At 58.8% G+C, this 12642-nt stretch carries 9 protein-coding genes and 1 tRNA gene; 6 read left to right on the forward strand and 4 right to left on the reverse strand.

Features of this window, described 5'->3' with window-relative positions:
* Positions 1 to 17: 17 nt before the first annotated feature.
* Positions 18 to 1430: a DEAD/DEAH box helicase gene (locus tag Q0837_RS07670; RefSeq protein ID WP_298467163.1), complete on the reverse strand. Its 1413-nt coding sequence runs from the start codon at positions 1428 to 1430 to the stop codon at positions 18 to 20.
* A 141-nt stretch (positions 1431 to 1571) separates the two neighbouring features.
* Positions 1572 to 2183: a hypothetical protein gene (locus tag Q0837_RS07675; protein WP_298467165.1), complete on the reverse strand. Its 612-nt coding sequence runs from the start codon at positions 2181 to 2183 to the stop codon at positions 1572 to 1574.
* A gap of 168 nt (positions 2184 to 2351) precedes the next feature.
* Here Q0837_RS07675 and Q0837_RS07680 point away from each other — a divergent pair, with 168 nt between their 5' ends.
* Entirely contained in the window at positions 2352 to 3797 is a 1446-nt protein-coding gene (locus Q0837_RS07680; protein ID WP_298467167.1) for an FAD-binding oxidoreductase, read from the forward strand.
* A gap of 116 nt (positions 3798 to 3913) precedes the next feature.
* Positions 3914 to 4702: a SapC family protein gene (locus Q0837_RS07685; protein WP_298467170.1), complete on the forward strand. Its 789-nt coding sequence runs from the start codon at positions 3914 to 3916 to the stop codon at positions 4700 to 4702.
* Between the two features lie 223 nt (positions 4703 to 4925).
* Here Q0837_RS07685 and Q0837_RS07690 read toward each other — a convergent pair whose 3' ends face one another.
* On the reverse strand, positions 4926 to 5930 hold the full coding sequence (locus tag Q0837_RS07690) for an N-formylglutamate amidohydrolase (RefSeq protein ID WP_298467173.1): 1005 nt from the start codon (positions 5928 to 5930) through the stop codon (positions 4926 to 4928).
* A 139-nt stretch (positions 5931 to 6069) separates the two neighbouring features.
* Here Q0837_RS07690 and cpdR point away from each other — a divergent pair, with 139 nt between their 5' ends.
* From cpdR to Q0837_RS07710, 4 genes are all read left to right on the forward strand, one after another.
* Positions 6070 to 6459 carry a cell cycle two-component system response regulator CpdR gene (cpdR, locus tag Q0837_RS07695; RefSeq protein WP_298467177.1) on the forward strand — a complete coding sequence of 130 codons (390 nt, stop codon included), beginning with the start codon at positions 6070 to 6072 and terminating at the stop codon, positions 6457 to 6459.
* 103 nt (positions 6460 to 6562) lie between these two features.
* Positions 6563 to 6637, forward strand: a tRNA-Val gene (locus Q0837_RS07700).
* Between the two features lie 191 nt (positions 6638 to 6828).
* Positions 6829 to 8049, forward strand: a complete 1221-nt coding sequence (locus Q0837_RS07705) for an NADP-dependent isocitrate dehydrogenase (RefSeq protein ID WP_298467180.1) — start codon at positions 6829 to 6831, stop codon at positions 8047 to 8049.
* 114 nt (positions 8050 to 8163) lie between these two features.
* The gene (locus tag Q0837_RS07710) at positions 8164 to 9927 is read left to right on the forward strand and encodes a cation:proton antiporter (protein ID WP_298467183.1); all 1764 of its coding nucleotides are present in this window, start codon (positions 8164 to 8166) and stop codon (positions 9925 to 9927) included.
* A gap of 9 nt (positions 9928 to 9936) precedes the next feature.
* Here Q0837_RS07710 and alaS read toward each other — a convergent pair whose 3' ends face one another.
* The gene (gene alaS, locus Q0837_RS07715; RefSeq protein ID WP_298467185.1) at positions 9937 to 12591 is read right to left on the reverse strand and encodes an alanine--tRNA ligase; all 2655 of its coding nucleotides are present in this window, start codon (positions 12589 to 12591) and stop codon (positions 9937 to 9939) included.
* Between the last annotated feature and the right edge of the window lie 51 nt (positions 12592 to 12642).

The following is a 12642-nucleotide window of genomic DNA, read 5'->3' on the forward strand; positions in this document are numbered from 1 at the left end:
GGGAAGACCGTCAGGCGTCAGCCCTTGAAACCGACGTCCAGAAATCCCGGCTTCGGGCCGTTCCACTCGCCAGCAGGAACCGGCTCATCATCTTCATCACGGCGGCGCGAGCGCGGCTTGCGTTCCGGCTTGTCATCGGAACGCGGCTCGCGGGCTTTGCGCGGTTTCTTGGGGCGTTCTTCGCGGGGCTCATCCGCATCGTCGGCCTTCTTGCGACGTGACCTCTTGGGCTTTTCATCGCGCGGCTCATCATCCGCTGCCGCGCAGTCTTCGCCGCCTTGCTTCGCGCCGGCTTCCGCAAGTTCGACGCGAACATCATCCTTGCCGAACACCTTGATCGCGCTGCCGGTCAGCTTCTCGACATTGCCGATTGCCTCAGCGTCTTCATCGGCGACGAAAGTGAAAGCCCGGCCAAGTGCTCCGGCCCGGCCTGTACGGCCTATACGGTGCACGTAGTCATCCGGGTGCCACGGCGTGTCGAAATTGAAAACGTGGGAAACGCCTTTGATATCAAGCCCGCGCGCGGCGACATCGGATGCGACAAGGATGTTCACATCGCCTGCTTTGAACCGGTCCAGCTCTTTCAAGCGGCTCGATTGGTCCATGTCGCCATGGATCTCGCTGCTGGCAAATCCGCGCTTTTGCAGATGCTTGTTGAGATCGCGCACCGTTGTCTTGCGGTTGGCAAATATGATCGCGGTCTCGACCTGATCGTTGGAAAGCAACCACTCGAGCGTCTCGCGTTTCTGACGGCTCTTCACCGGTACTTTGAAAGCGGTGATGTTCTCATTGGTCGAGGCGGCGCGGCTGACTTCGATCCGTTTCGGGTTCGACAGGAAAGTCTTGGCGAGCTTGGCGATCGGCGGCGGCATGGTCGCCGAAAACAGCATCGTCTGGCGGGTTTCGGGCAGCTTGGAGCAGATAAATTCGATATCCGGGATGAAGCCCATGTCGAGCATCCGGTCCGCTTCGTCGATCACCAGCAATTCGCAGCCGTTCAGCAGTATCTTGCCGCGCTCGAACAGGTCCATCAACCGGCCTGGCGTCGCGATCAGAACATCGACCCCTTCGTTCAGCGCCTTGATCTGATCACCCATCTGCACGCCGCCAATAAGCAGTGCCATTTTGAGATCGTGGTTCTTGCCGTACTTCTCAAAGTTCTCAGCAACCTGCGCAGCGAGTTCGCGGGTCGGCTCAAGGATCAGCGAGCGCGGCATCAGTGCGCGGCGGCGGCCGGACGCCATCACGTCGATCATCGGCAAAACAAAGCTGGCGGTCTTGCCCGTCCCGGTCTGCGCGATGCCGATGAGATCCTTCATCATCAGCACGGCAGGAATGGCCTCTGCCTGGATCGGGGTTGGCTCAGAATAGCCGGCGTCGTCGACGGCTTTGAGCAATTCGGGTGATAGGCCGAGATCGGCGAAAGTCATGCGGTTCAATATGTCCGGGTAGCGGGCACTGTGTGCGTGCCGTGTTTCAACGCTGTCAGGCCGCGCCTGAAGCTGGCGTGCGCCTAGTCTGAAAGCGCCTCAAAAGTCAAGAATTCCGGCGGTTGGCGCCGGGCGACAAAGTCAGTCTTTGACCGCGACCAATTGCCGCATACGCGCGACTTCGCATTTGGCACCGGTGCGAGACTGCAATTTGTCCCGCTTGATGCAAAGGTTCCCGTCCTTGTTCCGCTCTACGTAAAAGCCGGAGTAGAAATCCCGCGCGCGGCATGCCTTTTCAAGATTGACGGTGATGATCCGCCGGTCACGCAGGAACAGAAGCAGGCGGTTGCCACTCCCGGTTTGCACACCTGCAATGGATGAAACCGGCAGGCATTTGTCCGTCTTGCGCTCTTCGTAACGGGCGTTGAGCTCGCGTTGCGGTAGGCGAGAGAGAAGCTGATTGGCGTTCTGGCCGCGGGCCGGTGAAATCCGAACTGTCACTCGACGTTCGATGCGTACCTGACGGACGACCTGACTGTCACGCAGCGCGTTTAGAGGATTAGTGACCGCCGCTGCCGACGTGTTGGCACTTGTCCGAAGCACTGTCTTCGCACGAGCATCGCGTTTGCCCTTCTCATCCGAGGCAACCTGCGCAGCTTCGCCACCAGCCAATGCAACGGGCACAGCCGCGCTCTGCCCGAATAGAGGCAGGATAAGCGCCAAAGGCGCCGCGATGGCGTGAAAGCTCGGCATGATTGCCCGAAAGACCCTCCTAGGTATCGAAATTGCCGTTCGCGAGCGTCTGTGTCGGCAATCGTTGCGTAACGACTAGCCGAGGCGATTGAACGGTGGCTTAACCTTGGCCACATGTGAGGGCAAAGAACTGGCTCATTCAGGGCAAAGTGTGGCATAGCGGCAACAATGACGATCACGACAACACGCACCGATGAATTTCTGCGAGGCGCTGCGGAACTCCTGGGCCCCAAAGGCCTGAGCACTGATCCCGAGATGCTCGATCCCTGGCTAACCGACTGGCGCGGACGCTACACGGGCCGAGCGATTGGGTTGGCCTCGCCGGCTTCGACGGAAGAGGTCGCGAACCTTGTAAAATTGTGCGGCGAGTACCGTATCCCAATTGTCCCACAAGGCGGAAACAGCGGAATGGTCGGCGGTGCAACACCCGATGAGACCGGTTCAGCCCTAATCCTGTCGCTCCGCCGAATGAACCGCATACGCTCACTCGATCGCCAAGCTGGGCAAGCGGTGTGCGAGGCGGGAGTGATCCTGCAGACGTTCCACGAGGGCGCAGAGGCAGCGGACATGCGCTTCCCCTTGACCCTGGGAGGCAAAGGATCTGCGACCATAGGCGGCCTGGTCTCAACCAATGCCGGAGGCACGCAGGTGCTGCGCCACGGAACCATGCGCGCCCAGGTGCTGGGGATCGAGGCGGTACTGGCGAACGGTGAGGTATTCGACGGCCTGACCGCTCTCAAGAAAGACAATCGTGGGTTCGACCTGAAGCAATTGTTGATCGGATCAGAAGGGACGCTCGGGATTGTCACAGCAGCGACCCTCCGTATTCTCCCCGCGGCGACCGCGCGTGCGACCGCTTGGGTCGGGCTGTCGGGCATCAAGGAAGCGCGAACGCTGCTCAAGCATGTCGGCCAGAGAATGGGCGGCACTCTGGAAGGATTCGAGGTGGTGCCCGACCATTGCCTTGAAAACGTCATTGACCATCTGCCCGATGCGAGACAGCCATTGGCAGAAAACCATAGCTGGAACGCACTGATAGAATGTGTGTCGGACAGCGACGATCCTGCCGCGCTTCAAGGGCAAATGGAAGCGGTGCTTGCAGATGCGATGGAAGCGGGCTTGCTCGAAGACGCGGTACTTGCCGCCAATGACAAACAATCAGAAGATTTCTGGCTGCTGCGCGATTCCATTTCTGCGGCCGAACGCGCGCTCGGTCCAGCGATGCAGCACGACATATCCGTTCCCGTCGAACAGATGCCGGAATTCATCCTCGCAGCGATCCCAGCCATCGAGAATGAGTATCCTGGAACACGCGGTGTCGCTTTCGGCCATCTCGGCGATGGCAATGTCCATTTTCATATCATTGCACCCGCAGGAGCCATCCCGGGCAAGTGGGAAGATAGTGAGGGCAAACGTATCAGCGCGCGGGTCTATGATCTGGTGACCGACTGGGGCGGTTCGATCAGCGCTGAGCATGGCATCGGCCAGATGAAAGTGAGCGAGCTTGGAAGGCTCGGCGATCCAGTCGCCCTGTCGATGATGCGTGCCGTCAAACAGGCGCTGGACCCGGATGGACTGCTAAATCCTGGAAAACTGTTGCCGTCCGGCGCTTGAACTTGCGCCCGACGCCGCGACCGCCTAAAGCGCGGCGCGTTCGGTCAGCGGTGGGGTCGCAATCCATCCACGCCGTACCGAAAACCTATTCAGACTCTTTTGTTCGGAGAATATCCATGGCCAGCGCGCCGCAGCCGCAACTTCCGCTGTTTTACAAAGACCTTCTGCCGCTTAACAGCCGCGATCACGGCGACTGGAAAGTCGGCTCGTTCGATAGCGCATCGTTCGTTGCAGAGACTCACGCCATCCCGCTCACCGTCGACGAGTTCGTCGATGCACAGCGTAATTACCCTATCGTGTTCACTGCTGGTGAGAATCCGCTGCCAATCGCACTTTTCGGTCTCAATGAAGGCGTCAACACCTTCATCGGTGATGATGGCAAGATGGTCGCCGATGTATATGTGCCGGCCTATGTCCGCCGCTATCCCTTCATCCTCGCCAAGCTCCAGCAGGATTCGGAAGACATGTCGCTGTGCTTCGATCCGAGCGCGGGCGTGGTGAAGAAACAGAAGGATGGTCAGGAACTGTTCGGCGAAGACGGTCAACCTTCGGAATACACCAACAACGTCCTCGATTTCTGCAAGAAGTTCGAGGAATCGGGCCAGCGCACTCGTGCCTTCCTCGAAGAGCTTAAGAAGCTCGACATCCTGATGGACGGCGAGATCGCGATTACCCGCAACGACTATCCGGATAAGCCGTTTGTCTACCGCGGCTTCCAGATGGTTGATGAAAAGAAGCTGCGCGAACTCCCCTCGGAAACGGTTGAGTCGCTGAACAAGAACGGCATGAATATGCTGATCCATGCTCACCTTTTCTCGATGAACCTGATGCGCCGCGTTTTTGAACGCCAGTCCGCACAGGGCAAGGTTCCACTGCCGGATCAGGCAAACGGCGCCGCAAACTAAGCGAACATATTCTCGCATTTGTGAGCAATTTACGGGCGGGACTGCTCTTGAAGCGGTCCCGCCCGAATACTATATTTTGGGTGTCAGGCGGTACCCCCCTCATAACCGCCTGCACTCTGCGCCTTCGGGTGCAGACCTCCCTGAACCTTGGCCACCTCGCGCATTTTGCGCGGGGTGGTTTTTTCATGCCGGTCAGAAAGTTAAGCGCGCAATTTCAAGTAAACTATTCGGCAGCTTGAGCGAATTCGCTTCCTCTGCCCAAGCGCGCAGTTTCAGCGCCCAGCTCTCGGACCAGAGCAGCCAGCATTCTTGCAACACGCGGCAAGTTAGCACTCGGTTCTGCCAACCGATCATCAAGATAAGTTGCGCGGCAAACTTCAACTTGGATCGCGTGAATGCCTCTGCTCGGCGATGCGTGCCGATCAAGCACGTAACCACCCGAATATGGGCGATTGTGAGCGCAGGGACACGCTTCGGTTTCAAGATGGCGAAAAGCGCGGGCAATCAGGTTGCCGTGGCAGGATGCACCGAAGCGGTCCCCCAAAACGACTTGAGGCGCGCGCTCCTGCCCGCTCTGCGCCCGCAAAGGCGGCATCGAATGCAGATCGATCAACAACGCCGCACCCCATTCGCTGCGGATCCGCTCAAGCTCACGCCCCAGAAACGCGTGATAGGGGCGGTGTATGTTGTCGATCCTGGCATCAAGCTCTTCCTGCGAAAGCCGATTGCGCCATATCTCGCCGAATCCAGGCAGACGCCTAGGCACCAGCCCGAGTCCGCTGCGGGCGCGTCTGTTCGTGGCGGAATGGCGAGGCATATGCCGCTTTGCATCGGCGACCATGTCCCAATCCACGTCATCTTTTGACCGGTTGAGATCCAGCATTGCACGCGGCGCGTGAGCTACCAGAAGGCCCGTTCCCGTCTGTTTGGCGACTGCGACGCCTAGCTGGTCAACATGCCGATCTTCCAATCGCAGCTGACTCAGCTCCGGATCCCGCATGTTGGCCAACGCTTCACCTGGATAAATTCGCCCGGCATGCGGCACAGCGATCAACACTGGAAGTGGCATCGAGCGCGGCGAAACGTGGGTGAAAGCCGGGCCATGCTCGGGGCCGAATACAGAGCCACCCTTGGCGGATATGAGCCCCGCGCGCTCGGCGATATCGCTGCTCGCCCGATCTTCACCGGACCATTTTCGCAAGGGGTCTGAATTGGGGGGAGAATCCATCTCGGAAATTGCTGCCCGCATATCGTCATCGAGTCAAAGCCCAATCGAGCCCTTCATAATTCACTGGGGCGCGTCTCAAAGCAGGGCACCCTATTCGCTGGGAAAGATTTCTTAAGTGCCCGGTGCTATGCGCACATTCATGACAACAAGCTCCAATCCGCGAATCCTCCTGGCCGAGGATGAGGACGCAATGCGCACCTATCTCGACCGTGCGCTCACCAATGCCGGTTACGAAGTCGCCACCGTAGATCGCGGTACGGAGGCGATTCCACTGCTCGAATCGGAACATTTCGATCTGCTGCTTTCGGACATTGTGATGCCGGAGATGGACGGGATTGAACTCGCTCAGCGCTGCGCCGAAATCAGCCCGCGCACCAAGGTGATGTTCATCACCGGATTTGCCGCAGTTTCCTTGCGCGCAAGCCGTGAGCAACCGAATGCAAAGGTGCTCTCCAAGCCGTTCCACTTGCGCGATCTGGTGCTGGAAGTAGAGCGTGTATTCGAGGACCAGCGCGAGGCTTCGCTTTAGAAGAACCGCGATTCGGCAGCGCGTGCGCGAATCGCTTGCACCTTTTGCCAACCCGCGTTAATGCGCCGCTCCGCTCTCAACCGGGCGGCAAAATCGATGGTGCGGGCGTATAGCTCAGTGGTAGAGCACTGTATTGACATTGCAGGGGTCGGAAGTTCAACTCTTCCTACGCCCACCATCGGATCAAGTAACGATAGCCCGCCCTTATCCGGCGGGTTTTTCTTTGCGTTGATACGCTTCGGAACAGCCAATCAAGAATCCCTCGCAGCGCCGCTTGCACGGGGGATTTCCTCTGCTAAAGCCCCTCTCGGGATCTAAATCAGTACATCCTGTCGACATGTGTAATCCAGGAAGGATGAGGCGCTAGCCATGCAGAAAATCAAAGTTGCGAACCCAGTTGTCGAACTCGACGGCGACGAGATGACGAAAATCATCTGGCAATGGATTCGTGAGCGATTGATCCTGCCGTATCTCGATGTCGACCTGAAATATTATGACCTCTCAATCGAGAAGCGTGACGAGACTGACGATCAGATTACCATCGACGCTGCTAATGCGATCAAGGAACACGGCGTTGGCGTGAAGTGCGCCACCATCACACCTGATGAAGCGCGCGTTGAAGAGTTCGATCTCAAAAAGATGTGGCGCTCCCCTAACGGCACGATCCGCAATATCCTGGGCGGTGTGGTGTTCCGCGAACCGATCGTGATCGACAATGTCCCACGTCTGGTCCCCGGCTGGACTGACCCCATCGTGGTCGGCCGTCACGCATTTGGCGATCAATACCGCGCTACCGACACCCTGATCCCGGGCGCAGGCAAGCTGCGGCTCGTATTCGAAGGCGAAGATGGCGAGAAGATTGACCTCGATGTCTACGAATTCCAATCGTCGGGCGTCGCTATGGCGATGTACAACCTCGACGACAGCATCCGCGATTTCGCCCGCGCATGCATGAATTATGGTCTCGACCGCAAATGGCCGGTCTACCTCTCGACCAAGAACACCATCATGAAGAAGTATGATGGCCGTTTCAAAGACCTGTTCGAAGAAGTGTTCGAAGCTGAATTCAAGGCGAAGTTCGACGAAGCCGGTATCACCTACGAACACCGCCTGATCGACGACATGGTTGCATCGGCGCTCAAGTGGAGCGGCAAGTTCGTTTGGGCCTGTAAGAACTATGACGGTGATGTTCAGTCAGACACTGTCGCTCAGGGCTTCGGCTCGCTCGGCCTGATGACATCGGTTCTGATGACACCGGACGGCAAGACCGTCGAAGCCGAAGCCGCGCACGGCACTGTCACACGCCACTATCGCCAGCACCAGCAGGGCAAAGCGACCTCAACCAACCCGATTGCATCGATTTTCGCCTGGACACGCGGCCTGATGTATCGCGGCAAGTTCGATAACACCCCCGATGTGGTAAAGTTCGCCGAGACGCTCGAGCGGGTATGCATCGAGACGGTCGAAAACGGTCAGATGACCAAGGATTTGGCACTGCTTATCGGACCGGGGCAGAACTGGCAGACGACTGAGCAATTCTTCGAATCGATAGTCACCAACCTTGAAAAAGAGATGGCGAACTGGAGCTGATCAAGCTGGCACAGCATTGCTGTGTCGTTCGAGATTCAGAACTGGAAAATTTGATCTCCTTCATCGGGTTGCTGCGCGTGACAGCACCCCGGTGCTAGGATAGGTAGAGCGTCGGTGGCAGGCGAACTCTCTTTCTCTCCGATCATGTCGGACGCGCTGGTCATTCTCGGCGCCGCAGGGATTGTGATCCCGGTCTTCGCGCGCTTCCGGATCACACCGATTATCGGGTTTATTCTAATTGGCATCGCTGTTGGCCCTTACGGGCTCGGCACGCTGGTCGAAGAAATCCCCTGGCTCAGGCACATAACGATATCCGATCCCGAAGCGCTTGCGCCCTTTGCGGATTTCGGGATTATCCTGCTGCTGTTCGCGATCGGGCTTGAACTATCGTTTAACCGTCTGTGGCAATTGCGAAAATTCGTCTTCGGCCTTGGCTCGCTTGAATTGCTGATAATCGGCAGTTCCGGGGCCACATTCCTTTTCTACGTCAGCGGGATGGACCTAACCGGCGCGCTCGCGCTCGGCTTTGCCCTCGCCTTCTCATCAACCGCGATCGTGCTGCCGATATCAGGCACCCGTACCCCAGTGGGTCGCGCCGCGCTTTCAATGCTGCTGTTCGAGGACATCATGATCGTCCCGATCATCTTTATCCTCGGCGCGCTGTCGCCTTATGCGCAAGCGGAGGGCTGGACCGGCCTGACTGACACGTTGTGGCAAGGTGGCCTGGTCGTCTTGGTGCTGCTCGTACTAGGGCGCTTCGCCCTGCCCAGCCTGTTTTCGCAAGCCGCCCGCACCAAAAGTCCGGAACTGTTCCTCGCGGCCTCACTGTTGGTCGTGATCGGAGCAAGCCTCGCAACCGCAGCGACTGGGCTTTCGCCCATCGTGGGGGCTTTGATCGCTGGCCTGTTGATCGCCGAAACGGAGTATCACGGCGAGGTCGAGACTATCATGGAGCCGTTCAAGGGCCTTGCGCTCGGCGTCTTCCTGATCACGATCGGGATGAGCATCGACCTGATGACGATCTGGGCCAATCTAGGTCAAATCACGCTCGCAGTGGTCGGTGTGTTGGTGTTCAAAGCCATCGTCACCGGAACGCTGCTGCGTCTGATGGGCGCGCGCCGTAGTACCGCCGCAGAAACCGGCGTGCTGATGGCCAGCCCGAGCGAGACCACCTTGATCGTGCTTGCCGCAGCCACCAGCGCTTTGGTGGTCGACGTCGAGACGGCGCAATTTTGGCAGATCGTCACTGCAATCGGACTGACTGTCACTCCGCTATTGGCCAAACTCGGACGAGTAATCGCGCGGCGGATCGAAGACACACCGGAGCTTCCGGAAGAGGATGAACACGAGGCACGGACGATCATCATCGGCGGCGGCCGCGTTGGGCGCCTGATCGCCGACATGATGACCGCGCATGATCAGGCGTATGTGATTCTCGATTCCGATCCGGACTTGATCATTGCTGCCAAGCGCGATGGCTACCGCGCAACGTTTGGAGACGCTGCACGCGGCGATGCACTTTCTCGTCTTGGGATCGAGCTTGCACCCGCAGTGGTTCTAACCATGGACGAACCTGTTTTGGCTCAGCGGCTCGTTTCAAAGCTGCGCACCAACTATCCCGACTTGCTGATCGTCTCGCGTGCTCGCGACACAGATCACGCCGCGGCACTCTATCGCGCCGGAGCCAGCCACGCCGTCCCGGAAACACTCGAAAGCTCGCTCCAACTGTCAGAGGCAGTGCTCGTCGATATCGGCGTTGCGATGGGTCCGGTGATCGCATCGATTCACGAGAAACGCGACGAATACCGCGAGCGGTTGGAGCGTGATGGCGGCCTGACGAAGAAGCCGCAATTGCGGACGTCTTCGACCGAAGCCTAGACGCATAGGCTAGCCTGCAAGAGCAGCCTTCACCGCAGCCAGAGCTTCCTCGGCCTTGCTGCCGTCCGGACCGCCGCCTTGTGCCATATCGGGCCGACCGCCTCCGCCCTTCCCGCCAAGCACTTCGACGCCCTTGCGGACGAAGTCGACCGCGCTGAATTGCTCGGTGAGATCATCCGTCACAGCTGCCGCGATCGCCGCTTTGCCATCGTTGACAGCAATAATTGTCGCTACGCCCGACCCGAGGTTCTGCTTCGCTTCGTCAAGCAAAGGGCGAAGCTCTTTCGGATTGAGCCCTTCGAGAACCTGGCCGGAAAACTTCACACCGCCAATTTCCTCGTCGCTGCTGGCTGCACTGGATCCCGAGCCACCGCCCAGGGCCAACGCCTTTTTGGCCTCGGCTAGCTCTTTCTCAAGCCGCTTTCGCTCATCAAGCAATGCAGTGAGGCGCGCAGGCACTTCCTCCGGCGTCGCGCGGATTGCTCCTGCTGCCGCCTTAAGCGCTTCCTCGCGCTCGACGAGCCATTGCCGCGCGGCTTCTCCGGTTAGCGCTTCGATCCGGCGAACACCCGAAGAGACCGCGCTTTCCGAAATGATCCGGAACAGGCCGATATCGCCCGTCGCGTTCACATGGGTGCCACCGCATAGCTCGACCGAATAATTGCGGCCGCCTTCGCCTGTCCGGCCCATCGACAGGACACGGACTTCATCGCCATACTTTTCGCCGAACAGCGCCAAGGCGCCGGCGTCAACCGCGTCGTCGGGGCTCATCAGGCGCGTTGCGACCGGTTCATTGGCCCGGATTTCAGCGTTCACTTCGGCTTCGATCGCCACGATGTCGTTGATCGAAAGAGGTTTTGGCTGCGAGAAATCAAAGCGCAGTCGGTCTTCGGCAACCAATGATCCCTTTTGCGTCACGTGACCTCCCAGGCGATTGCGTAAGGCCGCGTGGACCAGGTGTGTCGCCGAGTGGTTGGCACGGATCTGCGTACGCCGGTCGGTATCAACGTCCAGTTGGACGTTGTCGCCGACTGCAATTTCACCAGAGTCAATCTTTGCATGGTGGGCGTGCAAGCGCCCGAGAGGCTTGCTCGTATCGGTTACCTGAGCGGAGAATCCAGCTGGCGTGGAAATGGTTCCGGTGTCGCCGGTCTGACCGCCGCTCTCGCCGTAGAAAGGCGTCTGGTTGGTGAGGATGACCACGTCGTCACCCGCACCTGCTCGCTCAACTTCCGCACCGTCTTTTACAATTGCAACAACAGTGCCCTCGCCGGATGTCGCAGCGTAGCCAGTGAACTCGCTGGCGCCTTCGCGTTCGGCAATGTCAAACCAAACCTCGCCCGAAGCAGCCTCGCCAGACCCCTTCCAGGCTGCTCGCGCCGCCTCTTTTTGCCGCGTCATCGCCGCATCGAAACCAGCGCGATCAACTGCAATCCCGCGAGCACGCAGAGCGTCTTCAGTCAGGTCGTATGGGAACCCATAGGTGTCATAGAGTTTGAACGCGGTTTCGCCGTCGAGTTCACCGCCCTCACCCATGTCGCCTGTCGCTTCGTCGAGCAACTTTAGACCCTTGTCGAGCGTCCTGCGAAACTGGGTTTCCTCACGCAGCAGAACCTCTTCGATCAACGCCTGTCCGCGCACGAGTTCCGGATAGGCCTGACCCATTTCAGTCACGAGACTGGGCACGAGGCGATGCATCAACGGCTCGCTTGCGCCGAGCAGATGCGCGTGCCGCATGGCGCGGCGCATGATCCGACGTAGGACGTAACCACGACCTTCATTCGAAGGCAGCACACCGTCAGCCATCAGGAAACTGGTCGAGCGCAGGTGATCGGCGATCACTCGGTGGCTCGCGGAATGATCACCGTCTGCCGCGACACTGGTGAGGTGCTCGGAAGCACCAATCAGCGCCTTGAACGTGTCGGTATCGTAATTGTTGTGAACGCCCTGAAGGACGGCGGCGATGCGCTCGAGACCCATGCCGGTGTCGATCGAGGGTTTGGGCAGATTGCTGCGCGTTCCATCGGCGCTTTGGTCAAACTGCATGAAGACCAAATTCCAGATCTCAACGAAGCGGTCGCCATCTTCATTGGGACTTCCGGGAGGGCCACCATCTATGTGGTCGCCGTGATCGTAGAATATCTCAGAGCAAGGGCCGCAAGGGCCCGTATCGCCCATCGACCAGAAGTTGTCATTGGTGGAGATTCGTATGATGCGATCTTCTGGAAGGCCCGAAATCTTTCGCCAAAGATCGAATGCCTCATCGTCGGTGTGGAAGACGGTCGCAGTCAAACGGTCAGGTGACAGCCCCCATTCGCGGGTCAGCAGCGTCCATGCGTGATGGATTGCCTCTTCCTTGAAATAGTCGCCAAACGAAAAATTGCCGAGCATCTCAAAGAAGGTGTGGTGCCGAGCCGTGTAGCCAACATTGTCGAGATCGTTGTGCTTGCCCCCTGCGCGCACGCATTTCTGCGACGAGGTTGCGCGCGGTGCAGGCGGTGTCTCGAGACCCGTAAAGGCATTCTTGAACGGCACCATGCCCGCATTCACGAACATCAGCGTAGGGTCGTTGTAGGGGACGAGCGGTGCGCTTTGCACAGGCTCATGTCCGGCACCCCCGAAATAGTCGAGGAAGGATCGGCGAAGATCATTGGTAGACGTCATGTTCTGGCAGTTAGGCAATGGAGCGCATGGCGACAAGTCACCGCGTGACCG

Origin of the sequence: uncultured Erythrobacter sp., assembly GCF_947499705.1 — a bacterium.
GTDB lineage: Bacteria > Pseudomonadota > Alphaproteobacteria > Sphingomonadales > Sphingomonadaceae > Erythrobacter.

Excerpts from the sequence above, each read along its gene's own strand:
- Q0837_RS07670 (WP_298467163.1), bottom strand. The coding sequence starts at position 1,430 with ATGACTTTCGCCGATCTCGGCCTATCACCCGAATTGCTCAAAGCCGTC.
- Q0837_RS07675 (WP_298467165.1), bottom strand. The coding sequence starts at position 2,183 with ATGCCGAGCTTTCACGCCATCGCGGCGCCTTTGGCGCTTATCCTGCCT.
- Q0837_RS07680 (WP_298467167.1), top strand. The coding sequence starts at position 2,352 with ATGACGATCACGACAACACGCACCGATGAATTTCTGCGAGGCGCTGCG.
- Q0837_RS07685 (WP_298467170.1), top strand. The coding sequence starts at position 3,914 with ATGGCCAGCGCGCCGCAGCCGCAACTTCCGCTGTTTTACAAAGACCTT.
- Q0837_RS07690 (WP_298467173.1), bottom strand. The coding sequence starts at position 5,930 with ATGGATTCTCCCCCCAATTCAGACCCCTTGCGAAAATGGTCCGGTGAA.
- cpdR (WP_298467177.1), top strand. The coding sequence starts at position 6,070 with ATGACAACAAGCTCCAATCCGCGAATCCTCCTGGCCGAGGATGAGGAC.
- Q0837_RS07705 (WP_298467180.1), top strand. The coding sequence starts at position 6,829 with ATGCAGAAAATCAAAGTTGCGAACCCAGTTGTCGAACTCGACGGCGAC.
- alaS (WP_298467185.1), bottom strand. The coding sequence starts at position 12,591 with ATGACGTCTACCAATGATCTTCGCCGATCCTTCCTCGACTATTTCGGG.